Source organism: Burkholderia sp. CCA53 (genome assembly GCF_001685525.1).
Classification (GTDB): domain Bacteria; phylum Pseudomonadota; class Gammaproteobacteria; order Burkholderiales; family Burkholderiaceae; genus Burkholderia; species Burkholderia multivorans.
This window is the reverse complement of record NZ_BDDJ01000001.1, coordinates 1741949-1766404: the sequence shown is the minus strand read 5'-3', so window position 1 is coordinate 1766404 and position 24456 is coordinate 1741949. Positions and strand designations below refer to the sequence as shown.

Genomic DNA, 24456 nt, shown 5'->3' with positions numbered 1-24456 from the left:
AGCCGCGAAAGTACGGGGGAAACCTGGCTCTTTTCGGTCGATCGAGACCGGCCCCGGATACCGATAATCGCATCGTGTCATTGTCCGCCCGCTCGTCCGAGCGGCTCAGTCGTCCCGCTCCGGAGAACCTCGACGCATGGATTCGCAGGCCAATTCGCTGATCAATCCCGATGCCCGCGCGGGCCTCGCCAGCCCGGTGCCCGGCGCCGCCGCGGCCGCCGCGCTGCCGGGCGCGGGCGGCGCGGGCGCGGATTTCGGGCTCGGCGGCTTCGCGGAACGCATCCCGGGCATCGCGCGGATGAAGGGCAATCCGAAGCTGCCGTTCCTGATCGCCGTCGCGTTCGCGGTCGCGGTCGTCACGGCGCTCGTGCTGTGGAGCCGGGCGCCCGACTATCGCGTGCTGTACAGCAACCTGTCCGACCGCGACGGCGGCGCGATCATCGCCGCGCTGCAGCAGGCCAACGTGCCCTACAAGTTCGCCGACGCCGGCGGCGCGATCCTCGTGCCGGCGGCCCAGGTGCACGAAACGCGGCTCAAGCTCGCGGCGCTGGGGCTGCCGAAGGGCGGCGCGGTCGGCTTCGAGCTGATGGACAACCAGAAGTTCGGGATCAGCCAGTTCGCCGAACAGGTCAATTACCAGCGCGCGCTCGAAGGCGAGCTGCAGCGCACGATCGAGTCGATCAACGCCGTGCGCGGCGCGCGCGTGCATCTCGCGATTCCGAAGCCGTCCGTCTTCGTCCGCGATCGCGAGGCGCCGAGCGCGTCGGTGTTCGTCGATCTGTACCCGGGCCGCGTGCTCGACGAAGGCCAGGTGCAGGCGATCACCCGGATGGTGTCGTCCGGCGTGCCCGACATGCCGGCGAAGAACGTCACGATCGTCGACCAGGACGGCAATCTGCTCACGCAGCCGGCGTCGGCAACCGGCCTCGACGCGAGCCAGCTGAAATACGTGCAGCAAGTCGAGCGCAACACGCAGAAGCGCATCGACGCGATCCTCGCCCCGATCTTCGGCGCCGGCAACGCGCGCTCGCAGGTCAGCGCCGACATCGACTTCTCGAAGCTCGAACAGACGTCCGAAAGCTACGGCCCGAACGGTTCGCCGCAGCAGGCGGCGATCCGCAGCCAGCAGACCAGCACCTCGACCGAGCTCGCGCAAAGCGGCGCGTCGGGCGTGCCGGGCGCGCTGTCGAACACGCCGCCGCAGCCGGCTTCCGCGCCGATCGTCGCCGGCAACGGCGCGAACGCACCGCAGACGACGCCGGTCAGCGACCGCAAGGACCAGACGACCAACTACGAGCTCGACAAGACGATCCGCCACGTCGAGCAGCCGATGGGCACCGTGAAGCGGCTGTCGGTCGCCGTCGTCGTCAACTATCAGCCGGTCGCCGACGCGAAGGGCCACGTGACGATGCAGCCGCTGCCGCCCGCGAAGCTCGCGCAGATCGAGCAGCTCGTGAAGGACGCGATGGGCTACGACGCGAAGCGCGGCGACTCGGTGAACGTGATGAACAGCGCGTTCTCGACCGCGACCGATCCGAACGCCGACCTGCCGTGGTGGCGCCAGCCCGACATGATCGCGCTCGCGAAGGAAGCGGCGAAGTGGCTCGGCATTGCGGCAGCCGCGGCGGCGCTCTACTTCATGTTCGTGCGGCCGGCGATGCGCCGCGCGTTCCCGCCGCCCGAGCCGCCGGCGCCGGCGCTCGCGCTGCCGGGCGAGCCGGTCGTGCTCGACGGGCTGCCGGCGCCCGAGCCGGAAAACGAGTCCGATACGGCGCTGCTCGCCTTCGAAAACGAGAAGAACCGCTACGAACGCAACCTCGACTACGCGCGCACGATCGCCCGCCAGGATCCGAAGATCGTTGCGACCGTCGTGAAGAACTGGGTGTCCGATGAACGCTGAAGGCTTGACCAAAAGCGCGCTGCTGCTGATGTCGATCGGCGAGGAAGAAGCCGCGCAGGTATTCCGCTTCCTCGCGCCGCGCGAGGTGCAGAAGATCGGCGCCGCGATGGCCGCGCTGAAGAACGTCACGCGCGAGCAGGTCGAGGACGTGCTGCAGGAGTTCGTGAAGGAAGCCGAGCAGCACACCGCGCTGTCGCTCGATTCGAGCGAGTACATCCGCTCGGTGCTGACGAAGGCGCTCGGCGAGGACAAGGCCGGCGTGCTGATCGACCGCATCCTGCAGGGCAGCGACACGAGCGGCATCGAAGGGCTCAAGTGGATGGACTCGGGCGCGGTGGCCGAGCTGATCAAGAACGAGCATCCGCAGATCATCGCGACGATCCTCGTGCATCTCGATCGCGATCAGGCCTCCGAGATCGCGTCGTGCTTCACCGAGCGGCTGCGCAACGACGTGATCCTGCGCATCGCCACGCTCGACGGCATTCAGCCGGCCGCGCTGCGCGAGCTCGACGACGTGCTGACGAGCCTGCTGTCCGGCAGCGACAACCTGAAGCGCAGCCCGATGGGCGGTATCCGCACCGCGGCCGAGATCCTGAACTTCATGACGAGCGTGCACGAGGAAGGCGTGCTCGAAAGCGTGCGCCAGTACGACCCGGACCTCGCGCAGAAGATCGTCGACCAGATGTTCGTGTTCGAGAACCTGCTCGACCTCGAGGATCGCGCGATCCAGATGGTGCTGAAGGAAGTCGAGTCGGAGACGCTGATCGTTGCGCTCAAGGGCGCGCCGCCGCCGCTGCGCCAGAAGTTCCTCGCGAACATGTCGCAGCGCGCGGCCGAACTGCTCGCCGAGGATCTCGACGCGCGCGGGCCGGTGCGCGTGTCCGAAGTCGAGACGCAGCAGCGCCGCATCCTGCAGATCGTGCGCAACCTCGCCGAGAGCGGCCAGATCGTGATCGGCGGGAAGGCGGAAGACGCGTATGTCTGATCCGGCCAGCGTCCGCACGCTCACCGCGTACCAGCGGTGGGAGATGGCGTCGTTCGATCCGCCGCCCCCCCCGCCGCCGCCCGACGATGCGGCCGCGGCCGCCGCCGCGCTCGCCGAGGAACTGCAGCGCGTGCGCGACGCCGCGCACGCCGAAGGGCATGCGGCCGGCCACGTCGAAGGCCAGGCGCGCGGCTATCAGGCCGGCTTCGAGCAGGGCCGGCAGCAGGGATTCGAGGCCGGCCAGGCCGAAGCGCGCGAACAGGCCGCGCAGCTCGCGGCGCTGGCCGCATCGTTTCGCGAAGCGCTCGCGAGCGCCGAGCACGATCTCGCGGCCGACGTCGCGCAGCTCGCGCTCGACATCGCGCAGCAGGTCGTGCGTCAGCACGTGAAGCACGATCCGGCCGCGCTCGTCGCGGCGGTGCGCGACGTGCTGGCCGCCGAGCCCGCGCTGTCCGGCGCGCCGCATCTGGCCGTCAACCCGGCCGATCTGCCGGTCGTCGAAGCCTATCTGCAGGACGATCTCGATGCGCTCGGCTGGAGCGTGCGCACCGACGCGTCGATCGAACGCGGCGGCTGCCGCGCACACGCGGCGACCGGCGAAGTCGACGCGACGCTGCCGACGCGCTGGCAGCGCGTCGCGGCCGCGATCGGCAAGGTGAGCACGTGGTGACGCCGCCTACGCCCGAGTCGCTCGCGCATGGCGCGATGACGCCGCTCGAGCGTGAACTCGCGCGCGCGTCGCGCGGGTCGGACGTCGTGGACGATGCGCACGAGACGCACGACGCGGACGATGCCCACGCCGCACCGTCCGCCGAGCGGGCGACGCAGCGTACGTCGTCCGCGCCCGACGCGCGGCGCGCCCCGCACAATCCGCATCTCGCGCACTGGCGCGAACATCTGCACGCGCTCTCGGCACGGAGCCAGCGCGCACTGCCGCTGCGCCCGTGCGGGCGCCTCACGCGCGCGGCCGGGCTCGTGCTCGAGGCGATCGGACTGCGTCTGTCGGTCGGCGCCGAATGCACGATCGAATTGCCGCCGGGCAGCACGCTGCCCTATGCGGAGGCGGAAGTCGTCGGCTTCTCCGGCGAGCGCCTGTTCCTGATGCCGACCACCGACGTCGCGGGCGTGCTGCCCGGCGCGCGCGTGTGGCCGCTCGAACGGGCGCCCGTCGCCGATCCGCTCGCGGGCGCGAAACGGCTGCCGGTGGGCTGGGAAATGCTGGGCCGCGTCGTCGACGCGGCCGGCCGCCCGCTGGACGGGCTCGGCCCGCTCGCGTCGAAGGTCGACGCGCCGCTGTCCGCGCCGTCCATCAATCCGCTCGATCGCGAACCGATTCATCACGTGCTCGACGTCGGCGTCCGTGCGATCAACGCGCTGCTCACCGTCGGCCGCGGCCAGCGCATGGGACTGTTCGCGGGCTCGGGCGTCGGCAAGTCGGTGCTGCTCGGCACGATGGCGCGCTACACGAGCGCCGAGGTGATCGTGATCGGCCTGATCGGCGAACGCGGCCGCGAAGTGAAGGAATTCATCGAGCAGATCCTCGGCGAGGACGGGCTCGCGCGCTCGGTCGTCGTCGCGGCGCCGGCCGACGTGTCGCCATTGCTGCGGATGCAAGGCGCCGCGTATGCGACGTCGCTCGCCGAATACTTCCGCGACCAGGGCAAGCACGTGCTGCTGCTGATGGATTCGCTGACGCGCTATGCGATGGCGCAGCGCGAGATCGCGCTCGCGATCGGCGAACCGCCGGCGACGAAGGGCTATCCGCCCTCGGTGTTCGCGAAGCTGCCGGCGCTCGTCGAGCGCACCGGCAACGGGCCCGAAGGCGGCGGTTCCATCACGGCGTTCTATACGGTGCTGACCGAAGGCGACGATCAGCAGGACCCGATCGCCGATTCGGCGCGCGCGATCCTCGACGGCCATATCGTGCTGTCGCGCGCGCTCGCCGAGGCCGGCCACTATCCGGCGATCGACATCGAGGCGTCGATCAGCCGCGCGATGACCGCGCTGATCGACGATACGCATCTCGACCGCGTGCGCCATTTCAAGCAGATGCTGTCGCGCTATCAGCGCAACCGCGATCTGATCGCAGTCGGCGCGTACGCACCGGGCCGCGACGCGCAGCTCGACCGCGCGATCGCGCTCTATCCGCGCATCGAGGCGTTCCTGCAGCAGGGCTTTCGCGAATGCGCACCGTTCGCGTCGAGCCTCGCGGCGCTCGATGCGTTGTTCGATTCCTGAATCCGTTCGCGGATCCACCCGGTCCCTGGAGGCTCACGCAAATGGCACACGGTTTCCCGCTTCAACTGCTGCTCGATCGCGCGCAGGCAGACCTCGACGCGGCCGCGAAGCAGCTCGGCACCGCGCAGCGCGACCGCACGGCCGCCGCCGAGCAGCTCGACGCGCTGCTGCGCTATCGCGACGAATATCACGCGCGCTTCGCGCAGTCGGCGCAGCATGGGATGCCGGCCGGCAACTGGCGCAACTTCCAGGCGTTCATCGACACGCTCGATGCGGCGATCGCGCAGCAGCGCAGCGTGCTCGCCGCTGCCGAACTGCGGATCGACGAGGCGCGGCCGAACTGGCAGCAGAAGAAGCGCACCGTCGGTTCGTACGAGATCCTGCAGGCGCGCGGCGTCGCGCAGGAAGCGCAGCGCGCGGCCAAGCGCGAGCAGCGCGAAGCCGACGAGCACGCGGCGAAGATCCTGCGCATGCGGGCCGACGCGGCCCGGACGTCGTAATCCGCCCACCGCCTTCGAACGAGAGAATCGCCATGCCTTCCCTGTCCCTGACCGGCGCCCTGATCGATACCGTCGGTGCCGCGCTGAAAGCCGCGGGCCGCAGCGCGTCGTCTGCCGCGAGCAGCGACCGCGATGCCGCGACGCCCACCACGGCGCCGTTCGCGCAGACGCTGCAGCAACGCGTCGACACGCGGCACGATGCCGACCGGACCGCCACCGCAGATGCCGCGCCGCCGAAATCGGCCGACGCGAAGCCGGTTGCGGCCAAACCGGACGAGGACGACGCGTCGCCGGACCAGGCGCACGCATCGACCGCGACGAATCCCGATGCGGCCGCACTCGCGGCGGCCGCGGCCGTCCAGGCCCAACTGCAGGCGCACGCGGACGGCACGTCGCCTGCCGACGCATCCGCGCAGTCCGCCGCAGCGGACGGTCAGCCGGCGCTGGCAACGACCGCTTCGACGCCGTCCGGCACCTCGCCCGAGGCCGCGTCGGCGGCCGCCCCCGCGACGGCGCGCGACGCGCTGCACGCGGCGCTCGACAAGCTGACGGGCGGTGCCGGTGCCGTCGCGCTGCCGGCGTCGGGCGCGGCTGCGCCGTCGAGCGCCGCAACGGCCGCGGCGCCGCTGACGCCGCCGATCCCGAAGGCGCCAACCTTCGGCCATGTGCTCGCCGATGCGAAGGGCGCGGCGCCGCAGGCGCAAGCGCAAACGCAGGCACAAGCGCAAGCCGCCGCGCAGCCGGCATCGGCCACGCCGCCGAGCGCAGCGGCGACGCAACCCGACGCGCATACGGCCGCTGCCGCGACCGACGCGGCCGAACCGAATGCCGCCGCAACGCTCGCGGCGGCCGCCGCGACCGCCGCCGCGCATGCGAATCTCCCGACGCCGCCGGCATCGGCCGCGATCGCCGCGGCGAACGCGCACGTGCTCGCGCCGCCGGTCGGCACCGCCGACTGGACGGACGCGTTGAGCCAGAAGGTCGTGTTCCTGTCGAATGCGCACCAGCAAAGCGCCGAGCTGACGCTGAACCCGCCGGACCTCGGGCCGCTGCAGGTCGTGCTGCGCGTCGCGGACAACCACGCGCATGCGCTGTTCGTATCGCAGCATGCGCAGGTGCGCGACGCGGTCGAAGCCGCGCTGCCGAAGCTGCGCGACGCGATGGAAGCGGGCGGGCTCGGGCTCGGCAGCGCGACCGTCAGCGACGGCGGCTTCGCATCGCAGCAGCAGCCGCAACAGCAGTTCGCCGGCGGCCGGCCGTCGCAGCGCGCGGGCGGCGGGTCGTCAGGCGCCGATGCGCCGGTCGACGCCGCGCCATCCGCGACGGCCGCATCGAGCGCCGCCGTCGCGCGCCGCGCGGGCCTCGTCGATACGTTTGCCTGAACATCGCGCCGCGCCGCACGCCGCTCAGCGGCCGTGCACGGTAGCCGCGGGCTGATCGCGCGGCACGCCGCCCCTGCGCGCGGCGACGATGAAGTCCGCCGCGCGTTCGCCGATCATCACCGACGGCGCATTCGTGTTGCCGCCGATCAGCGTCGGCATCACCGACGCATCGACGACGCGCAACCCTTCGACGCCGCGCACGCGCAGTTGCGGATCGACGACCGCACGCGCGTCCGAGCCCATCCGGCACGTGCCGACCGGGTGATAGATCGTGTCCGCATGCGCGACGATCGCTTCGCGCAGCTCGGCTTCGCTCTGATCCGGATGCGTGTAGAGCTCGCGACCGCCCTGCGAGGCGAGCGGCGGCTGCGACAGGATGCGGCGCATCGCCTGCGCGCCGCGCACGAGCAGGTCGAGATCGCGCGAATCGCTGAAAAAGCGCGGATCGATCAGCGGCGCGTCGCGCGCGTCGCCGCTCGCGAGTGCGACCGTGCCGCGGCTGTACGGCCGCAGCGCACACACGTGCAGCGAATAGCCGAATCCCCAGTGCATCTTGCGATTGTGATCGTCGACGAGCGCCGTGCAGAAATGCAGCTGCAGGTCCGGCCGATCGAGCGACGGATCGCTCTTGATGAAGCCGCCCGCTTCCGCCACGTTGCTCGTCATCATTCCCGTGCGGCTCGAGAAATAGCGGGCAAGCGCGGGCGTCATCTTCGCGATCCCGCGCAGGCAGATGCCGACCAGCTCCGACGAATTCACGCGCGTGTTGATGATGAAGTCGATGTGGTCGATCAGGTTTTCACCGACGTCCGGCGCATCGTGCACGACCGCGATCCCGTGCCGGCGCAACTGCGCGGCGGGCCCGATGCCCGAGCACATCAGCAGTTGCGGCGAGTTGAACGCGCCCGCCGACAGGATCACTTCCGCGCGCGCGCCGAGCGTCTCGATGCGTCCGTTGCGCGACACCGCGACGCCGACCGCACGCTTGCCGTCGAAGCCGACGCGCAGCACCGTCGCATCGGTGATCACGTGGAGGTTCGGCCTGTTGCGGCCGTAGATGTATGCGCGCGCGACGCTGCAGCGCGACCCGTCGCGATGCGTGACCTGATAGAAGCCGACGCCTTCCTGCGTCGCGCCATTGAAGTCGTCGTTGAGCGGATAGCCGGCCGCATGCGCGGCCGCGATGAATCGTTCGGAGAACGGATTGCGAAAGCGCAGATCCGATACCGTCAGCGGACCGTCGGCGCCATGCCATGCATCGGCGCCGCGCTGGTTGCCTTCCGCGCGGCGGAAATACGGCAGCACGTCCTGCCAGCCCCAGCCGGTCGCGCCGATCTGCGCCCATTCGTCGTAGTCGCTCGGATGGCCGCGCGTATAGATCATCGCGTTGATCGCGCTCGAGCCGCCCATGCCGCGGCCGCGCGGCTGATAGCCGCGGCGCCCGCCCAAGCCCGGCTGCGGCACGGTCTCGTAGCCGTAGTTGGTGCGCAGCTTGAACGGCACGAGCGCCGCGATGCCGACCGGCATGTTGACGAGCAGATTGCGCTCGGTGTGCGGGCCGGCTTCGATGAGTGCGATCGTCGCGTCCGGGCACGCGTCGGCGAGGCGCGCGGCGACGCTCGAACCGCCCGAGCCGCCGCCGACGATGATGTAGTCGTATTGCATGTCACGTCTCCTTCGTGTCATGCGGGGCGCCCGGCGCGGCCCGGGTCCCGCTTGTAATGTTCGGGCATTGTAGGAACGGCCGTCTGCTGCGCGGCGCGACGATTCAAGAGCGATTCCTCTAAACGTGCGCGTGGACTAAATTTAAGATGTGCCGATTGACTGCGCGCGATGCACCGGCCGCCAGAAGCCGATCCGTCGCGAAACGGGAGAGAGACGATGCAGCGTCAGGTTCTGCAGGCCGCATGCCGCCCGGACGACCGGGACGCGCCGCGCGGCCTGCGCATTTCATTTCAAACGCGCACGTGCACGGCCGCGCATGGTACGACGCGCGCGTCCGGCGCGAATCGAACGGCGATAGCCATTGCCGACCGTTTGGACGGTCTGCGCGCGCAACGATTCGACGGGTCGCGCGCAGTGTCCCGTGCGCGCGTTGCCGCGCACGGCAACGGTGCATCGCCCGGTGATCGCTCGTTGCACGTGCGGCGCCATTCGACGCTGCGCGATGCCGCGCACGCATGCCGCGCGCGGCGTACTCCGTGCGGCGTCACCGTCGCGCGGGCGCGACGCTTGCCGTCCCGCCTCGCCTGCTGCCGCCCGACGCGCACCGACATCCTGAAGGAGACGACATGAAGAACGATCTGCCCGAACTGGCGCCGCAAGCGCAGCCGTCGATCGACGCACTCGATACGCTGCTGCGCGAGCAGCGCGCGGCCTATCTGCGTGCGCCGTATCCGGCATGGGAGACGCGCGCGCGGCATCTGCGCGCGCTGCGCACGATGCTGATCGACCACGCGGACGCGCTCGCCGATGCGATCAGCGCGGACTTCGGCCATCGTTCGAAGCAGGAAGTGCTGCTCGCGGAAATCTGGATGGCGAAGGAAGAGATCGACGATGCGCTGCGGCACGGCAAACGCTGGATGAAGCCGATGCGCAAGCCGATGAACAAGTGGCTGCGCCCCGCACGCGCGAAGGTGATCCCGCAGCCGCTCGGCGTGGTCGGCATCGTCGCGCCGTGGAACTACCCGGTGCTGCTCGCGGCCGGCCCGCTCGTCTGCGCGCTGGCGGCCGGCAATCGCGCAATGATCAAGATGTCCGAACTGACGCCGCGCACCGCTGCGTTGTTCGAGCAGCTGATCGCGACGACGTTCGCGCGCGACCACGTCGCCGTCGTGAACGGCGATGCGCAGGTCGGCGCCGCGTTCAGCGCGCTGCCGTTCGATCACCTGCTGTTTACCGGTTCGACGCAAGTGGGCCGCCACGTGATGCGCGCGGCGGCCGACAACCTGACGCCCGTGACGCTCGAACTCGGCGGCAAGTCGCCGGCGATCATCGGTCCGAACGCGCGCTTCGATGCGGCCGTCGACGCGATCGTCGCCGGCAAGACGCTGAACGCCGGGCAGACCTGCATCGCGCCCGACTACGTGCTGCTGCCGCGCGGCATGGAGGCCGCGTTCATCGAGCGCGCGCGCGCCCGCTTCGCGACGCTCTATCCCGATCTGCAAAACAACGGCGACTACACGACGATCGTGTCCGACCGCCATTTCGCGCGACTGCAGCAACTCGCGAGCGACGCGCAGGCGGCGGGCGCGCAGCTGCACGCGCTGTCCGACGCGGCATCGGATCCGGCGTCGCGCCGCTTCGTGCCGTGTGCGCTCACGCACGTGCCGGCGTCGGCGCAGGTAATGCACGAGGAGATCTTCGGGCCGCTGCTGCCGCTCGTGCCGTACGAGCGGCTCGACGAAGCAATTGCGTACGTGAACGCGCGCCCACGTCCGCTCGCGCTTTATCTGTTCGACGAGGATGCGGGCACGATCGAGCGCGTGATGCACGAGACGATCTCCGGCGGCGTGACGGTCAACGAGACGCTGATGCACATCGCGTGCGGCAGCCTGCCGTTCGGCGGCGTGGGCGCGAGCGGGATGGGCGCGTATCACGGCTACGACGGCTTCGTCACGTTCTCGAAGATGAAGCCGGTCGTCATGCAGCCGCGGATCAACCTGCGCGGACTGATCGCACCGCCGTACGGCAAGCGCTTCGCGGCGGTGATCAAGCTGATGCTGAAGTTCTAGGGTCTGCCGACATACGGAAGGGGCGGGCGTCGCGACGAGAACGGTTGCGCGCGACGCAGCGAATGCTTGGCGTATCGGGCACGATTCGCCCGGCGGCGAGCGGCCGTCATCGGCAGATGCAAGCGGCCGCGGTTGCCGCGCGTGCCGTCACACCGGCCACAACGGCCCTTCCTGCATCGCACCGATCTGCTCGCGCAGTTCGAGCACGCGCGCTTCCCAGTATCGATGCGTGTTGAACCACGGAAACGCTGCCGGGAATGCGGGATCGTCCCAGCGTCGCGCGAGCCACGCCGCGTAATGGATCAGCCGCAACGTGCGCAGCGCTTCGACGAGATGCAGCTCGCGCGGCTCGAATTCGCAGAAATCCTCGTAGCCGGCGAGCAGGTCCGCGAGCGCGCGCGATGCGCCCGCGCGATCGCCGGGCAGCAACAGCCACAGATCCTGCACCGCGGGCGCCATCCGGCTGTCGTCGAAGTCGACGAAATGCGGGCCCGCATCGGTCCACAGCACGTTGCTCGGATGGCAGTCGCCATGCGTGCGCAGCATGCGGATCTCGCCTGCGCGCTCGAACGCCGCCTCGACGCCTTCGAGCGCGAGCGCGACGGCCGTTTCGTACGCGGGCCGTACGTCGTCGGGAATGAAATCGTGCGCGAGCAGATAGTCGCGCGGCTCGTAGCCGAACGTGCGGATGTCGAGCGACGGACGCGCGACGTACGGTTGCGTCGCACCGACCGCATGAATGCGGCCGATGAAGCGGCCGAGCCATTCGAGCGTATCGCTGCGATCGAGATCGGGCGCGCGGCCGCCGCGGCGCTCGAAGATCGAGAAGCGGAAGCCGCCGAACGCATGCAGCGTGCGGCCGTCGAATGGGCGCGCCGGCACGGCCGGAATCTCGCGCGTGGCGAGTTCGGCGACGAATGCGTGTTCCTCGAGGATCGCTTCGTCAGACCAGCGCGCCGGACGGTAAAACTTCGCGACGACGGGCGGGCCGTCTTCGACGCCGACCTGATAGACGCGGTTTTCGTAGCTGTTCAGCGCAAGGAGGCGCCCGTCGGTCCGCAGACCGGCCGGCATCAGCACGCTGTCGAGCGCATCGAGCACGCACTCGGGCGTGAGACCGGCAAACGGCGGGCCGTCGGGAGAAGCGGGGGCGGAGGTGACGTCGTTCATCCCTCGCATTGTGCCGCGCGCCGCGCCGAAAGACGAGCGTTCGGCACGGCGCGCTCGATCAGTGGATCGCCGCGCCGGCCGGCAGCACGGATTCGCCGGTGTCGATCAGATCCTCGAGAAAGAACGGCTCGGTGTTGAGTTCCTTGGACTCGCCCGGCACGCCCGCGTACCAGGTCACCATGGCCATGTCGCCCAGGATGCGCTGGACGATCCCGCGCGCGCCCTTCGGCACCGCGATATGGGTAGTGCAAACAATCGACCCGACATGCATGATGGTTCCCCACTCTTGAAACTTGAAACGCGGCCTTGTGGAAGGCCGGCAAACGCGCGATCGGCGCCGCTCTCGCCGGAGCGTTGCGCGCGATCCCATTGTTCACGGTTTATCGAAGCGCGAAAAGAAGAAGAAGCGGGCAAAGCGCCGCGATTTCGTCGAATGTCTCCAATCAACCACTGCGCCGCACGGGCGCTTGCTCGCGCGGATGCCCCCATCATACCCTGTCGCCTGTCGGCCGCCGCCGATTCCGCGCAAGCGCATCCGGCGCGTATGCAGGCGCGCGCAGCGGGCGCGCGCAGCAGGCGCGCGCAGCGGGCATGCATGTCGAGCGGCGGCGATCCACGCATCCGTTGCCGGCGTGCGCGCAATGCGGTACCTTTGACGTTCATTCGCATTCCACTGCCTTCGACACGATGCATTCGCTCACGTCCGCCTTTGCGAGATGCCGGCCGCTGCCCGACGCGCGGCCGCGGGCGTGCACGCATCCGTCGATTCTTCCCCCGCCTGTCGCACCGCCGCTCGTCGGCGCCGCGCCGCCCCCGCCGGCACTCGCCGGCTGATCGGCCGGCCTTTCGCTTCGTCTTCCATTCGCCGCCTGTCGACGTTCGTGCGCCTTGACGCACGCGCGTCGTGACGCGTGCGCATGGAACGTTCCGATTCGTTCAGACAGGTGAATTCCTATGGTTTCGTTCAAACCCGCGCTACGCGCGCATGGGGCGACGTCGCTGTTCGTGCTGCTTTGGAGCAGCGGCGCGATCTTCGCCGAACTCGGCTTGCGTCATGCCTCCGCCTTCGTATTTCTCGCCGCGCGCTTCGCGCTCGCCTCGCTCGTGCTGCTCGTGCTCGCGCGCCTGCGCGGGCGCTGGCTGCCGCCGCGCGGCGAACGGCGCATGACGGTACTGACCGGCGTGCTGATGATGGGCGGCTACTCGATCTTCTATCTGCTCGCGCTCGAACGCGGCATCGCGCCCGGCGTGCTCGCGACGATCCTCGGCGTACAGCCGATCCTGACGCTCGCTTTCGTCGAGCGTCGTTGGCAACCGATGCGCGTTGCCGGGCTCGCGCTGGCGCTCGCGGGACTGGCGCTCGTCGTCTGCCGCGGCATCGGCGATGCGCGGCTGCCGATGTCCGGCATTGCATGCGCGCTGCTGGCGCTCGGCGCGCTGACGGTCGGCTCGCTGCTGCAAAAGCGCGTGCGCGCCGCGCCCGCCGACGTGCTGCCGCTGCAGAACGCGATCGGGCTCGTGCTGTGCGCGATGGTCCTGCCGTTCCGGCCGATCGCGTTTAACGTGAGCTGGGCGTTCGTCGTCCCGCTGCTGTGGCTCGGCATCGTGATCTCGGTCGTCGCGCAGCTGCTGTTCTACCGCTTGATGCAGCGCGGCGATCTCGTCAACGTGACGAGCCTGTTCTACCTCGTGCCGATCGTCACCACGCTGATGGACGCAATGTGGCTCGGCAATCGCCCCGCGCCGCTCGCGCTCGTCGGCATGGCGGCGATCGTCGCCGGCCTCGCGCTGGTGTTCCGCACGCCGGCTACACGCGTGCAGTCCGGCCGCGCATGAGCGAGCGGCCGCCGCACAGCCGGTGTGGCGGCCGCCTCGCCGACGATGCGGCGTTGCGCCGGGAAACCGAAATCAATATGAAAGACTGATGCAAGGCATTCGTCGAATACGCGAAAAAATGCGCGGTTTTCCGGGTTTTCCGCAGACTTTTTAATGGTTCGGATAGCGAAAAACGCCGCCGCGTTGCCTATACTCGAAACGACGTCCCGCTCGCGATCGGGACGCATGAAACGAGACATGCCCGGCATGGCGCCGGAGCCGCATGCGGCTTCGGCACACGTAGGAGACACGCATGACGACCTATTTCACGATCGGCGACTTCATCCTTCTGATCCCGATGGCGCTCGCCGGCGCGCTATTTCTCGGCGCAGTGCCGTGTGCGACGCAGTTCCGCCACAACCTGCTGCGCGCGCTGGGCGTGATTCTCGGCGTCGGCGTGGCGGTGCTGCTCGTCGAAGGGCTACCGGCGCTGATCTAGCGGCACGCGCCGGCGCGCTGCCGATGCGCTCGTCGTGCCGCGCTGCTGCGGCGCGCGCGAACGCGCGCACGCCGCATCGCTTGCCGTTCAGATCGCCTGATCGGTCGACGGCTTTTCCCACAGATTGATCCCGCCTTCGGTCGCGTAGCGATCGATTTCGGCGAGCTCCTCGGCCGAGAACTCGAGGTTCTTCAGCGCGCCGACGTTTTCGCGCACCTGCTCCGCGCGGCTCGCGCCGATCAGCGCGGACGTCACGCGGCCGCCGCGCAGCACCCAGGCGAGCGCCATCTGCGCGAGGCTCTGCCCGCGCCGTTGCGCGATCTCGTTCAGCTTGCGCACGTGCTCGAGGTTGGTCGCGCTCAGATGCTCCTCCTTCAGCGAGCCGCCGCCCGGCTTGTTCACGCGCGCATCGGCCGGCACGCCGCCGAGGTATTTCGACGTCAGCAGCCCTTGCGCGAGCGGCGTGAACGCGATGCTGCCCGTGCCGATCTCGTCGAGCGTGTCGAGCAGCTCGCGTTCGATCCAGCGGTTCAGCATGTTGTACGACGGCTGATGGATCAGCAGCGGCACCTTGTACTGCGCGAGCAGTTCGGCCATCTCGCGCGTTTTCGCCGCCGAGTACGACGAGATGCCGATATACAGCGCCTTGCCCTGCTGCACCGCCGCTGCCAGCGCGCCGGCCGTCTCTTCGAGCGGCGTATGCGCGTCGAAGCGATGCGAATAGAAGATGTCGACGTAATCGAGCCCCATCCGCTGCAGGCTCTGATCGAGGCTCGCGAGCACGTACTTGCGCGAGCCGCCGCCGCTGCCGTACGGGCCCGGCCACATGTCCCAGCCCGCCTTCGTCGAAATCAGCAGCTCGTCGCGGTACGGACGGAAATCCTCCTTCAGCAGCCGGCCGAAGTTGATTTCCGCGCTGCCGTACGGCGGCCCGTAGTTGTTCGCGAGATCGAAATGCGTGATGCCGACATCGAACGCGGTGCGCAGGATGTCGCGCTGCGTCGCGATCGGCGTCGAATCGCCGAAGTTGTGCCACAAACCGAGCGACAACGCGGGCAGTTTGAGCCCGGATTTGCCGCAGGTGCGGTATTGCATGTCGGCATAACGTTCGGAAGCTGCTTCGTAGGCCATGGATTTTTCCCGTGAGGACATCGGAGGAGGAACGCGCCGAACGCGCATGCGCGCGCCGGCGGCAAGCAAGCACGCCGGTAATGGTAGCGAACGCCGCGCAAGCGCGCACGGCGATGGACGCAGCGGCGGTCGTCCCCTACACTGCGGCGTCTCGAATCACCGTTTCCGCGAGGTTGGTATGTCCCGGGTCATCTCGGTTGCGCTGCTCGTCGGCGGCATCGTGCTGCTGTATTTCGGCGGGCAGTCGTTTCATTCGCTCAACGACAATCTGTCGCGCTTCTTCACCGGCTCGCCGGCGACGAAGACGATCCTGCTGATCGCCGGCGGCGCCGTCGCGCTGCTGGTCGGCCTGATCGGCCTCGCGATGCCGGGCAGCAACAAGCGCTGATCGATCGCGCCGGTTCGGGCGCGCATGAACGCGTCGCACGCACCGGCCCGCGCACAGCGCAACGGGCGGCCAGGCCGCCCGTCGTTTCGGTCCGTCGTTTCGGTCCGTCGTTTCGGTCCGTCGCAGCGGCCGTCGCTCGCTGCGCCTCGCGCCCATGCAGCGCGCCTAGAACTGCACTTCCGGCTTCGATGCCGAACGCGTGCCGGGGATCGGCCGGTTGCTGATCCCGTGATACGTGTAGACGAGCGAGAACTTCACGTCGTCGGAGCGGTTCTGCCCGGCCGAATGCAGCGTGTTGCAATGGAAGAACACGACGTCGCCGGCGTTCAGCGACGGGCACGTCGCCGCGTCGATCATCGCGCGGTTCGCGGGCAGATCGCTGCGGAAGAACTTCGCGTCGTCGAATGCATCGGCCTCGAATTCGGCCGTATGCGAGCCCGGCACGAGCCACAACGCGCCGTTCTCGTTCGTCTCGGGGCCGAGCGCGAGCCACACCGACACCATGTCGGCGCGCTCGAACGCCCAGTAGCGAAAGTCGCGATGCCAGCCGGTCAGGCTGCCGTACGCGGGGTGCTTCGTCATCATGCAGTTGTGATGCGCGCGCGACAGCACCGGCTGCTCGCCGAAGTAGGTGCGCATCCATGCGCCGATCTCGGGCGCGATCGCGCGCTCGGCGAACGCCGGATCGCGGCCGTACGCGTCGAGCAGCCGCCGCACCGTGTGTCCGCCCGGCGCATGCTTGGACTCGGGTGCGCCCGGATAGCGCAGATCCGCTTCGAACTCGATCGGCGCCGCGGCCTCTTCGAGCTGCTGCTGCGCGATGCGCTTGAGCGTCGCGCATTGCTGCTCGCCGACGAGGCCGCGCGCGACGACGAAGCCGCGTTCGCGCAATTCCGCGACCTGCTCGCGGATCGATTCCGACTGCAAGGGAGACGACATGGGATGCCACGCGATTATTGTGAGAATGTGACGATTGTAAATCGGCGTCCGATCGGGCGAACAGCACCATTGTCGTGCGCAGGGGCATGCCAATCGGCAATTTGATCGCGATCAACGGAACTGTTCGGCGCCGCAGCGGCCTCAGCGACAGGCGCAATTCGGCGCGTGCCAGACGGCACAAGGGTTTATCGCGACTTTTGCCCGTCATGAAACCGCTGTAGCCTGTCGCGGCCTGTCAATTCTGGCGGGCGCGGCGCGCAACGACTTTCGGTAAGATGCGTTGCGCCATCCGAGGCCGTTCATACCAGTGCGCTCTTCAAGGGCGCCACCATTCAAGCGAAGCATCGTTCACATGCCATTCCGTCTGACTTCCCGTCTCAGCCGCGCTGCCAAGCGCGTCGTACCGTCCGCTCCCGCCCGCCCGCTGCGCCATCACCGGACGCGCGTGCGCGCGCTGGCGGAGCGTACGCACGCGCTCAGCCGGCTCGACGGCATCCGCGCGTGGTTTCACGCCTTTTTGTCGCTGATGAGCGCGCAGGCGCTCGCGCGCCGCGCGGGCCTGCGCTCGCTGCTGCAAAAGCCGTCGTCGCTGCGCGCGCTCGCGCTGCGCCGCGCGCAGGCGCCGCAGCGCCGCGTCAACCGGCCGCGCCGCCTCGCGGCGAGCAACGGCTGGTTCGGGTTCGGCGGCCGCTGAATCGAGCGGCATCACCGCATCCGCGCCCGTGCGCGGGCGACGCACAAGAAAAAACCCCGGCACGCCGGGGTTTTTCGTTTTGGGGCGAACCGCGCTTACGCGACGCGTGCCGTCGGCTCCACGCCGGCCGCTTCGGCCAGCGCGAGCGCCTTGTCGGTCGCTTCCCACGAGAATTCCGGCTCTTCGCGGCCGAAGTGGCCGTAAGCGGCCGTCTTCTCGTAGATCGGGCGCAGCAGGTCGAGCATCTTGATGATGCCCTTCGGACGCAGGTCGAAATGCTCGCGCACGAGCTTCGTGATCACCGCATCCGACACGCGGCCCGTGCCGAACGTGTTGACCATCACCGAGGTCGGCTCGGCCACGCCAATCGCGTACGACACCTGGATCAGCGCGCGCGACGCGAGGCCCGCCGCGACGATGTTCTTCGCGACGTAACGGCCCGCATACGCAGCCGAACGGTCGACCTTCGACGGATCCTTGCCCGAGAACGCGCCGCCGCCGTGCGGAGCCGCGCCGCCGTATGTGTCGACGATGATCTTGCGGCCCGTCAGACCGCAGTCGCCCTGCGGGCCGCCGATCACGAACCGGCCGGTCGGGTTCACGAGGAACTTGATGTCGCCCTTGATCAGGTCGGCCGGCAGCGTCGGCTTGATGATTTCCTCGATCACGGCTTCGCGCAGCGCCGGCAGCTCGATGTCCGGCGCGTGCTGCGTGGACAGCACGACGGTATCGATCGAATCGGGCTTGCCGTCGACGTAGCGGATCGTGACCTGCGACTTCGCGTCCGGACGCAGCCAGGGCAGGCGGCCGTCGCGGCGCAGGCTCGCCTGGCGCTCGACGAGGCGGTGCGACAGATAGATCGGCAGCGGCATCAGTTCCGGCGTTTCGTCGCAGGCATAGCCGAACATCAGGCCCTGGTCGCCCGCGCCCTGATCGAGGTTGTCGTCGTGCGCGCGATCGACGCCCTGCGCGATGTCCGGCGACTGCTTGTCGTACGCGACGAGCACCGCGCAGCCCTTGTAGTCGATGCCGTAGTCGGTGTTGTCGTAGCCGATGCGCTTGATCGTATCGCGCGCGATCTGGATGTAGTCGATGTTGGCCGTCGTGGTGATTTCGCCGGCCAGGACGACGAGACCCGTGTTGCACAGCGTTTCGGCGGCAACGCGGGAGTATTTGTCCTGTTCGAGGATGGCGTCGAGAATCGCGTCCGAGATCTGGTCGGCGACCTTGTCCGGATGACCTTCGGAGACGGATTCGGACGTGAAGAGATAATCGTTTGCCACTTTTTCAGGCTCCTGTGTGGTTACGGTTGGTTTCACGTAGCCAGCTTCTTTCGGCCTGAAGCGGCGACGCTTTAGCGGATTACCAGTGCCGGGCAGCGCGCATCGCGCCAACCGGCTTCGCCCCGCAAGTTGTCAGTTAACTCGGCGAAGCCCGTATTATAGCGGCTTTCGTGAATTGTCACAGAGCGCCGCCCGTGCTGCATCTTCCGCTGTCCTACCCCCCTGTTCGCAACGCGCCGGCCCGCCGGTCCCTCGGAGGTCCCGCATGCTAGGCCGTCTCGGCACGCACCTCGCCATCGGCTTGCTGAAGCTGTTCGCCCTGCTGCCGTACGGTCTCACCGCGCGCATCGGCGACGGCCTGGGCTGGCTGCTGTACCAGATTCCCAGCCGGCGAAAGCGCATCGTACACACCAACCTGAAACTCTGCTTTCCGGACTGGAGCGACGCACGCCGCGAGGAAGTCGCCGGCCGGCACTTCCGCCATGCGATCCGCAGCTACGTCGAGCGCAGCGTCCAGTGGTTCGGCTCCGAGAAGAAGCTCGCGAAGCTGATCCAGGTCGACAGCGCGATCGATCTGGACGATCCCGACCTGCCGCCGACGCTGTTCCTCGGCCTGCACTTCGTCGGCATCGAGGCCGGCTCGATCTGGCTGAACCGGTCGCTGCACCGCCGCTGCGGGTCGCTGTACCAGCCGTTCTCGAATCCGGTGCTCGAAGCCGAAGCGAAGAAGGCGCGCGGCCGCTTCGACGCGGAGATGGTCGGGCGCGCCGACAGCGCGCGCGTCGTGCTGCGCTGGCTGCGCGACCGCAAGCCGGTGATGCTCGGCGCCGACATGGACTACGGGCTGCGCAACTCGACGTTCGTACCCTTCTTCGGCGTGCCGGCCTGCACGCTGACGGCCGTCGGCCGGCTCGCGAAGACGGGCCACGCGCAGGTCGTCCCGTTCATCGGCGAGGTGCTGCCGAACTACAAGGGCTACCGGCTGAGGGTGTTCAAGCCGTGGGACCACTACCCGACCGGCGACGACGATCTCGATGCGCGGCGGATGAACGAATTCCTCGAGGAGCAGATTCCGCTGATGCCCGAGCAGTACTACTGGGTGCACAAGCGCTTCAAGACGCGGCCGCCGGGCGAGCCGAGCCTTTACTGAGGCGGCGGCGCAGCGGCGCGGAGGTACGGGCGCGGTTCAGGTGCGAGCCTGCGCCCGCGCGACTTTCGGCGCGCCCTTCGCGCGCGCCTGCCATGGATCGTAGGCCGACTGCTGCGCGAGCCACAAATCGGCGCGGCCGCCATTCTCCTCGCGCTGTCGAGCGCGGCGTTCGACAGCATGGGCTGCACGGCGTATAGCCACACGAATCGCGTGATCGGGTTGTCAATTTGACGCGTACGAAACCACGCGCGCCGGTTTGCGCATGCGTGCGTCTCGCGGCCCATGCCGCGAACTGCGTCGGCCGGCGCATGCGTGCCATGCCGCGCCGGGTCAATCTGCGCCGTCGTCGCGCGCGCAAGCAGTCGGCCAATCGGCCGAATCGGCGTGCGTTCATGCCCGCGGCCCGACGCGAAGCGCCCGTCCGCGCGGGACGCCCCGGTCCGCTGCATGTATCATTTGCGGTTGAGATCGGCCCGACGAATGGCGCCGCGCGATAGCGCGCGTCGTCGTCCGCGCGGTGCCGACCGCCTCGTTCGCCATGGAATTCCGGACCCAGTGAAACTCTCGTTCACCAAGATGCACGGCGCGGGCAACGACTTCGTCGTGCTCGACGGCTATTCGCGCACGCTGCCACCGCTCACCGCCGCGCAGGTGCGCGCGCTCGCCAGCCGCCACTTCGGCATCGGCGCCGACCAGCTGCTGCTCGTCGAGAAGCCGACCGTCGACGGCGCCGACTTCAAGTACCGGATCTTCAACTGCGACGGCGGCGAAGTCGAACACTGCGGCAACGGTGCGCGCTGCTTCGTGAAGTTCGTCAGCGATCGCGGCCTCACCGACAAGCGCAGCGTGCGCGTGCAGGTGATGAAGGGCCTCATCACGCTGACGATGCAGGACAACGGCGAAGTGGTCGTCGACATGGGCGCGCCCGTGTTCGCGCCCGAGCAGGTGCCGTTCGACGCGTCAGGCCTCGACGGCCGCACCGAAGGCCGCGACACGCTGTGGCCGCTCGAGATCGGCGGCCGCACGCGCTGGATCTCGACGGTCTCGATGGGCAATCCGCATGCGGTACAGGTCGTCGACGATGCCGAAGCGTATCCGGTGCTCGACGAAGGCCCGCTGATCGAGCGCCACGCGCGCTTTCCGCAGCGCGTGAACGCCGGCTTCATGCAGATCGTGTCGCGCAGCGAGGTGAAGCTGCGCGTGTACGAACGCGGCGCCGGCGAAACGCTCGCGTGCGGCACCGGCGCATGCGCGGCCGTCGCGGCCGGGATCCGGCGCGGGCTGCTCGATTCGCCGGTCACCGTGCACACGCACGGCGGCACGCTGACGATCGGCTGGGACGGCGCACGCGACGAATCGGCCGCGCTGATGATGGCCGGCCCCGCGGCGACCGTGTTCGAAGGCGAGATCGACCTGCCCGCCTGACCTTTCAACGTCCGATAACCCGAAGAACGCGCCAGTCACATGAACGATCGCGAAGTCGCCGACTACCTGCTCGCCAACCCCGAATTCTTCGCGCGGCACGCCGAACTGCTCGCGACGATCCGCCTCGCGAACCCGCACGGCAAGGCCGCGATCTCGCTGCAGGAACGGCAGATGGAGATGCTGCGCGACAAGAACAAGCATCTCGAACGCCGGCTCGCCGAACTCGTGCGCTACGGGCACGAGAACGACAGCCTGTCCGCGAAGTTCGGCCGCTGGACCGCGCGCGTGATTGCCGAGCGCGATCCGTACGCGCTGCCGCGCACGATCGCCGACGGCATCGCCGACGTGTTCGACGTGCCGCAGACCGCGCTGCGCGTCTGGGACGTCGCCGATACGTACGCACAAGCAGACTTCGCGCGCCAGGTCGGCGAGGAAGTGCGGCTCTTCGCCAACGGCCTCGTGACGCCGTATTGCGGCGCGAACACCGGCTTCGAAGCCGCGCAGTGGCTCGCGCCGGCGGTGGCCGCGCCGGCCGCGCCGGCCGCGAATGCGGCGGACGGCGGCGACGCCGCGGCGCCGGCCGGAGACGGTGCGGCCGCATCGGTCGCGCTGCTCGCGCTGCGCGCGCCGCAGGCCGGCGCCGACGCGCCCGCATTCGGCCTGCTCGTACTTGGCTCGCCCGATCCGCGCCGCTTCCACGACGGCATGGCGACCGACTTCCTCGCGCAGATCGCGACGCTCGCGAGCGCCGCGCTCACGCGCCTGCTGCCGCACTGATGCCCCGCTCGCGATGACCGACGATCCGATCGCCGCCTACCTGTCGAACCTGAAGCACGTCAGGCAGTTGTCGGAACACACGCTGCGCGCGTATACGCACGAACTCGACGAGCTGAAGAAACTCGCCGCCGGCCGCCCGCTCGACACGCTGGTCGCGGCCGACATACGCGGCGCCGTCGCGCGTGCGCATGCGGGCGGGCTGTCGGCGCGATCGATCTCGCACCGGCTGTCCGCGTGGCGCGCGTTCTACCGCTGGCTCGCGCAGCGCGTCGAGATGCCGGCGAATCCGGTCGCCGCGGTGCGCGCGCCGAAGCGGCCGAAGACGCTGCCGAAAGCGCTGTCGGTCGACGATGCCTCCGCGCTGATGGACGCGCCGCTCGCCGATACGACCGAAGGCATCCGCGATCACGCGATCCTCGAGCTGTTCTATTCGTCGGGCCTGCGCCTCGCCGAGCTGATCGGCCTCGACGTCGCGTATACGCAGACCGGCGATTACCGGTCGGCCGGCTGGCTCGATCTCGCCGAAGCGGAAGTGACCGTGCGCGGCAAGGGCAACAAGGAGCGCAAGGTGCCGGTCGGCCGCAAGGCGATCGACGCGCTGAACGCGTGGCTCGCGGTGCGCGGCGAATTCGTGAAGCACGATCCGCATCCGCTGTTCCTGTCGGTGCGCGGCAACCGGATGTCGCCCGGCGTCGTGCGCGAGCGCGTGAAGCGCGCGGCACTCGCCGCCGGCATTCCGGCGCACGTGCATCCGCACGTGCTGCGCCATTCGTTCGCGACGCACGTGCTGCAGTCGAGCGGCGACCTGCGCGCGGTGCAGGAGCTGCTCGGCCATGCGAGCGTCTCGGCGACGCAGGTGTACACGTCGCTCGACTTCCAGCATCTCGCGAAGATTTACGACAGCGCGCATCCGCGCGCGAAGAAGCGCGACTGACGCGCGTTCCGTGTTATCCGCCGCGCGCGGCGACCGGCGACGGTTGGCTCCGCCCGCGGCCCATTTCGAATTCATCATGCAAACCGTCACACTGAAGCCGTCCAAGGAAAAATCGCTGCTGCGCCGCCATCCGTGGATCTACGCGAACGCGATCGACCGCGTCGAGGGCAAGCCCGCGCCGGGCGCGACGGTCGTCGTGCGCGCGCACGACGGCCGCTTTCTCGCGCGCGGCGCGTACAGCCCGCAATCGCAGATCCGCGTGCGCGTATGGAGCTTCGACGAGAACGAGCCGATCGATCACGCGTTCTTCAAGCGCCGCGTGCAACGCGCGGTCGCGCACCGCACCGCGATGGTGTCGGGCACCGGCGCCGTGCGCCTCGTGTTCGGCGAGGCCGACGGGCTGCCGGGCCTGATCGTCGACCACTACGTGGCGGACACCGCCGAAGCCGGCGCCGCGCCGCGCGGCCAACTCGTCTGCCAGTTCATGGCCGCGGGCGTCGAAGCGTGGAAGGACGCGATCGTCGCGGCGCTGGTCGGCGCGACCGGTTGCCCGAACGTCTACGAGCGCTCGGACGTATCGATCCGCGACAAGGAAGGGCTCGAACAGACGACCGGCGTGCTGGCCGGCGACGCGCCGCCCGCGACGCTGATCGTCGACGAAAACGGCGTGCGCTATCACGTCGACGTGCCGAATGGCCACAAGACCGGCTTCTACGTCGATCAGCGCGACAACCGCGCGCTCGTTGCGCAGCATGCCGCGGGCCGCGACGTGCTGAACTGCTTCTGCTACACGGGCGGCTTTTCGCTGGCGGCGCTCAAGGGCGGCGCGACGCGCGTCGTGTCGATCGACTCGTCCGGCGACGCGCTTGCGCTCGCCCAGCAGAACGTCGTCGCGAACGGCTTCGATCCGGCGCGCGCGACCTGGCTCGACGCCGACGCGTTCAAGACGCTGCGCCGCCTCGTCGACGAAGGCGAGCGCTTCGACCTGATCGTGCTCGATCCGCCGAAGTTCGCGCCGACGCGCGACAGCGTGGACCGCGCCGCGCGCGCGTACAAGGACATCAACCTGAGCGGGTTGCGCCTGCTGCGTCCGGGCGGCCTGCTGTTCACCTATTCGTGCTCGGGCGCGATCGACATGGATCTGTTCCAGAAGATCGTCGCGGGCGCGGCAGCCGACGCGAAAGTCGACGCGCGGATTTTGAAGCGCCTGGGCGCGGGCGTCGATCATCCGCTGCTCGCCGCGTTCCCGGAAGGGGAATATTTGAAAGGGCTGCTGTTGCAAGTCGTGTAAGCGCCCCGATCTTCGCGCGCGGCGTGCGACGCGGCAGGCCCGGCGGGCCGCTGCCCGCCGCCCGCTGCGCGCCACGCAGCCGGACGCGACGCACGCGGCGGGCGGCGCATGACGGCTTCATGCTCGCCTCTGTCGTCCGGCCGACCGACGCGGGCTTGACAGATATGTTTCAATGGATGGCTGTGCGCCCCGCTGAGCGGGCGCGTTGCACATCCTCGTTT

General features: G+C 69.1%; 22 protein-coding genes and 1 pseudogene. 16 read left to right on the top strand and 7 right to left on the bottom strand.

The window, feature by feature from the left end:
- The first annotated feature begins 136 nt into the window (after nucleotides 1-136).
- The 6 genes from fliF to BCR55_RS08200 are packed head-to-tail and all read left to right on the top strand — an operon-like array spanning nucleotide 137 to nucleotide 7005.
- Nucleotides 137-1900 (top strand): flagellar basal-body MS-ring/collar protein FliF, encoded by a 1764-nt coding sequence (gene fliF, locus BCR55_RS08225; protein WP_006407162.1) that lies wholly within the window; start codon nucleotides 137-139, stop codon nucleotides 1898-1900.
- Nucleotides 1890-2885, top strand: a complete 996-nt coding sequence (gene fliG / locus BCR55_RS08220; protein WP_006402963.1) for a flagellar motor switch protein FliG — start codon at nucleotides 1890-1892, stop codon at nucleotides 2883-2885. The genes fliF and fliG overlap by 11 nt, the downstream gene beginning before the upstream one ends.
- Nucleotides 2878-3555, top strand: a complete 678-nt coding sequence (gene fliH / locus BCR55_RS08215; protein ID WP_053297799.1) for a flagellar assembly protein FliH — start codon at nucleotides 2878-2880, stop codon at nucleotides 3553-3555. Before fliG ends, fliH begins: the two co-directional genes overlap by 8 nt.
- A 35-nt stretch (nucleotides 3556-3590) precedes the next feature.
- Nucleotides 3591-5123, top strand: coding sequence for a flagellar protein export ATPase FliI (gene fliI, locus BCR55_RS08210; protein ID WP_233632825.1), 1533 nt, complete (start codon nucleotides 3591-3593; stop codon nucleotides 5121-5123).
- A 41-nt stretch (nucleotides 5124-5164) separates the two neighbouring features.
- A complete protein-coding gene (fliJ, locus tag BCR55_RS08205) occupies nucleotides 5165-5623 on the top strand; it encodes a flagellar export protein FliJ (RefSeq protein ID WP_065494427.1) in 459 nt (152 codons plus the stop codon).
- Nucleotides 5624-5655: 32 nt separating this feature from the next.
- A complete protein-coding gene (locus BCR55_RS08200; protein WP_045594310.1) occupies nucleotides 5656-7005 on the top strand; it encodes a flagellar hook-length control protein FliK in 1350 nt (449 codons plus the stop codon).
- A 24-nt stretch (nucleotides 7006-7029) separates the two neighbouring features.
- On the opposite strand, the gene BCR55_RS08195 is transcribed toward BCR55_RS08200, so the two are convergent.
- Nucleotides 7030-8670 carry a GMC family oxidoreductase gene (locus tag BCR55_RS08195; protein WP_065494426.1) on the bottom strand — a complete coding sequence of 547 codons (1641 nt, stop codon included), beginning with the start codon at nucleotides 8668-8670 and terminating at the stop codon, nucleotides 7030-7032.
- Between the two features lie 626 nt (nucleotides 8671-9296).
- Here BCR55_RS08195 and BCR55_RS08185 point away from each other — a divergent pair.
- The gene (locus tag BCR55_RS08185) at nucleotides 9297-10739 is read left to right on the top strand and encodes a coniferyl aldehyde dehydrogenase (protein ID WP_006409946.1); all 1443 of its coding nucleotides are present in this window, start codon (nucleotides 9297-9299) and stop codon (nucleotides 10737-10739) included.
- A 147-nt stretch (nucleotides 10740-10886) separates the two neighbouring features.
- Here BCR55_RS08185 and BCR55_RS08180 read toward each other — a convergent pair whose 3' ends face one another.
- Both BCR55_RS08180 and BCR55_RS08175 read right to left on the bottom strand, forming a co-directional pair.
- A complete protein-coding gene (locus BCR55_RS08180; protein WP_006407170.1) occupies nucleotides 10887-11909 on the bottom strand; it encodes a serine/threonine protein kinase in 1023 nt (340 codons plus the stop codon).
- A 58-nt stretch (nucleotides 11910-11967) separates the two neighbouring features.
- The gene (locus BCR55_RS08175) at nucleotides 11968-12180 is read right to left on the bottom strand and encodes a hypothetical protein (protein WP_006402972.1); all 213 of its coding nucleotides are present in this window, start codon (nucleotides 12178-12180) and stop codon (nucleotides 11968-11970) included.
- Nucleotides 12181-12863: 683 nt separating this feature from the next.
- Between BCR55_RS08175 and BCR55_RS08165 the strand changes: the two genes are divergently transcribed.
- Both BCR55_RS08165 and BCR55_RS08160 read left to right on the top strand, forming a co-directional pair.
- Nucleotides 12864-13745: a DMT family transporter gene (locus BCR55_RS08165; RefSeq protein WP_006407174.1), complete on the top strand. Its 882-nt coding sequence runs from the start codon at nucleotides 12864-12866 to the stop codon at nucleotides 13743-13745.
- Nucleotides 13746-14037: 292 nt separating this feature from the next.
- A complete protein-coding gene (locus tag BCR55_RS08160) occupies nucleotides 14038-14223 on the top strand; it encodes a hypothetical protein (protein WP_006402976.1) in 186 nt (61 codons plus the stop codon).
- Between the two features lie 87 nt (nucleotides 14224-14310).
- Here the strand turns inward: BCR55_RS08160 and mgrA are convergent, their stop codons facing one another.
- Nucleotides 14311-15354 (bottom strand): L-glyceraldehyde 3-phosphate reductase, encoded by a 1044-nt coding sequence (gene mgrA, locus BCR55_RS08155; RefSeq protein WP_065494425.1) that lies wholly within the window; start codon nucleotides 15352-15354, stop codon nucleotides 14311-14313.
- 178 nt (nucleotides 15355-15532) lie between these two features.
- On the opposite strand from mgrA, the gene BCR55_RS08150 reads away from it, so the two are divergent.
- Nucleotides 15533-15742 (top strand): DUF3185 family protein, encoded by a 210-nt coding sequence (locus BCR55_RS08150; protein ID WP_006402979.1) that lies wholly within the window; start codon nucleotides 15533-15535, stop codon nucleotides 15740-15742.
- A 165-nt stretch (nucleotides 15743-15907) separates the two neighbouring features.
- On the opposite strand, the gene BCR55_RS08145 is transcribed toward BCR55_RS08150, so the two are convergent.
- Nucleotides 15908-16681: a phytanoyl-CoA dioxygenase family protein gene (locus BCR55_RS08145; protein WP_065494424.1), complete on the bottom strand. Its 774-nt coding sequence runs from the start codon at nucleotides 16679-16681 to the stop codon at nucleotides 15908-15910.
- A gap of 352 nt (nucleotides 16682-17033) precedes the next feature.
- On the opposite strand from BCR55_RS08145, the gene BCR55_RS08140 reads away from it, so the two are divergent.
- On the top strand, nucleotides 17034-17375 hold the full coding sequence (locus BCR55_RS08140; RefSeq protein WP_006413290.1) for a hypothetical protein: 342 nt from the start codon (nucleotides 17034-17036) through the stop codon (nucleotides 17373-17375).
- A gap of 95 nt (nucleotides 17376-17470) precedes the next feature.
- Here the strand turns inward: BCR55_RS08140 and metK are convergent, their stop codons facing one another.
- Nucleotides 17471-18658: a methionine adenosyltransferase gene (gene metK, locus BCR55_RS08135; protein ID WP_006407179.1), complete on the bottom strand. Its 1188-nt coding sequence runs from the start codon at nucleotides 18656-18658 to the stop codon at nucleotides 17471-17473.
- 265 nt (nucleotides 18659-18923) lie between these two features.
- Here metK and lpxL point away from each other — a divergent pair, with 265 nt between their 5' ends.
- Nucleotides 18924-19808 carry a lauroyl acyltransferase LpxL gene (gene lpxL / locus BCR55_RS08130; RefSeq protein ID WP_006407180.1) on the top strand — a complete coding sequence of 295 codons (885 nt, stop codon included), beginning with the start codon at nucleotides 18924-18926 and terminating at the stop codon, nucleotides 19806-19808.
- 36 nt (nucleotides 19809-19844) lie between these two features.
- On the opposite strand, the pseudogene BCR55_RS33360 reads toward lpxL, so the two are convergent.
- Nucleotides 19845-19955 (bottom strand): annotated as a pseudogene (locus tag BCR55_RS33360) (XRE family transcriptional regulator); the annotation flags it as partial.
- A 408-nt stretch (nucleotides 19956-20363) separates the two neighbouring features.
- Here BCR55_RS33360 and dapF point away from each other — a divergent pair.
- The 4 genes from dapF (at nucleotide 20364) to BCR55_RS08110 (ending at nucleotide 24235) form a co-directional block, all read left to right on the top strand.
- Entirely contained in the window at nucleotides 20364-21233 is an 870-nt protein-coding gene (dapF, locus tag BCR55_RS08125; RefSeq protein ID WP_006407183.1) for a diaminopimelate epimerase, read from the top strand.
- A gap of 39 nt (nucleotides 21234-21272) precedes the next feature.
- Nucleotides 21273-22010 (top strand): DUF484 family protein, encoded by a 738-nt coding sequence (locus tag BCR55_RS08120; RefSeq protein WP_006407184.1) that lies wholly within the window; start codon nucleotides 21273-21275, stop codon nucleotides 22008-22010.
- A 13-nt stretch (nucleotides 22011-22023) separates the two neighbouring features.
- Entirely contained in the window at nucleotides 22024-22944 is a 921-nt protein-coding gene (gene xerC / locus BCR55_RS08115; RefSeq protein WP_006402990.1) for a tyrosine recombinase XerC, read from the top strand.
- Nucleotides 22945-23020: 76 nt separating this feature from the next.
- Nucleotides 23021-24235, top strand: a complete 1215-nt coding sequence (locus tag BCR55_RS08110) for a class I SAM-dependent rRNA methyltransferase (protein WP_065494423.1) — start codon at nucleotides 23021-23023, stop codon at nucleotides 24233-24235.
- Nucleotides 24236-24456: the final 221 nt, after the last annotated feature.

Coding starts and splice junctions, on each gene's coding strand:
- fliF (WP_006407162.1), top strand. CDS start 137: ATGGATTCGCAGGCCAATTCGCTGATCAATCCCGATGCCCGCGCGGGC.
- fliG (WP_006402963.1), top strand. CDS start 1,890: ATGAACGCTGAAGGCTTGACCAAAAGCGCGCTGCTGCTGATGTCGATC.
- fliH (WP_053297799.1), top strand. CDS start 2,878: ATGTCTGATCCGGCCAGCGTCCGCACGCTCACCGCGTACCAGCGGTGG.
- fliI (WP_233632825.1), top strand. CDS start 3,591: ATGACGCCGCTCGAGCGTGAACTCGCGCGCGCGTCGCGCGGGTCGGAC.
- fliJ (WP_065494427.1), top strand. CDS start 5,165: ATGGCACACGGTTTCCCGCTTCAACTGCTGCTCGATCGCGCGCAGGCA.
- BCR55_RS08200 (WP_045594310.1), top strand. CDS start 5,656: ATGCCTTCCCTGTCCCTGACCGGCGCCCTGATCGATACCGTCGGTGCC.
- BCR55_RS08195 (WP_065494426.1), bottom strand. CDS start 8,670: ATGCAATACGACTACATCATCGTCGGCGGCGGCTCGGGCGGTTCGAGC.
- BCR55_RS08185 (WP_006409946.1), top strand. CDS start 9,297: ATGAAGAACGATCTGCCCGAACTGGCGCCGCAAGCGCAGCCGTCGATC.
- BCR55_RS08180 (WP_006407170.1), bottom strand. CDS start 11,909: ATGAACGACGTCACCTCCGCCCCCGCTTCTCCCGACGGCCCGCCGTTT.
- BCR55_RS08175 (WP_006402972.1), bottom strand. CDS start 12,180: ATGCATGTCGGGTCGATTGTTTGCACTACCCATATCGCGGTGCCGAAG.
- BCR55_RS08165 (WP_006407174.1), top strand. CDS start 12,864: ATGGTTTCGTTCAAACCCGCGCTACGCGCGCATGGGGCGACGTCGCTG.
- BCR55_RS08160 (WP_006402976.1), top strand. CDS start 14,038: ATGACGACCTATTTCACGATCGGCGACTTCATCCTTCTGATCCCGATG.
- mgrA (WP_065494425.1), bottom strand. CDS start 15,354: ATGGCCTACGAAGCAGCTTCCGAACGTTATGCCGACATGCAATACCGC.
- BCR55_RS08150 (WP_006402979.1), top strand. CDS start 15,533: ATGTCCCGGGTCATCTCGGTTGCGCTGCTCGTCGGCGGCATCGTGCTG.
- BCR55_RS08145 (WP_065494424.1), bottom strand. CDS start 16,681: ATGTCGTCTCCCTTGCAGTCGGAATCGATCCGCGAGCAGGTCGCGGAA.
- BCR55_RS08140 (WP_006413290.1), top strand. CDS start 17,034: ATGCCATTCCGTCTGACTTCCCGTCTCAGCCGCGCTGCCAAGCGCGTC.
- lpxL (WP_006407180.1), top strand. CDS start 18,924: ATGCTAGGCCGTCTCGGCACGCACCTCGCCATCGGCTTGCTGAAGCTG.
- BCR55_RS08120 (WP_006407184.1), top strand. CDS start 21,273: ATGAACGATCGCGAAGTCGCCGACTACCTGCTCGCCAACCCCGAATTC.
- xerC (WP_006402990.1), top strand. CDS start 22,024: ATGACCGACGATCCGATCGCCGCCTACCTGTCGAACCTGAAGCACGTC.
- BCR55_RS08110 (WP_065494423.1), top strand. CDS start 23,021: ATGCAAACCGTCACACTGAAGCCGTCCAAGGAAAAATCGCTGCTGCGC.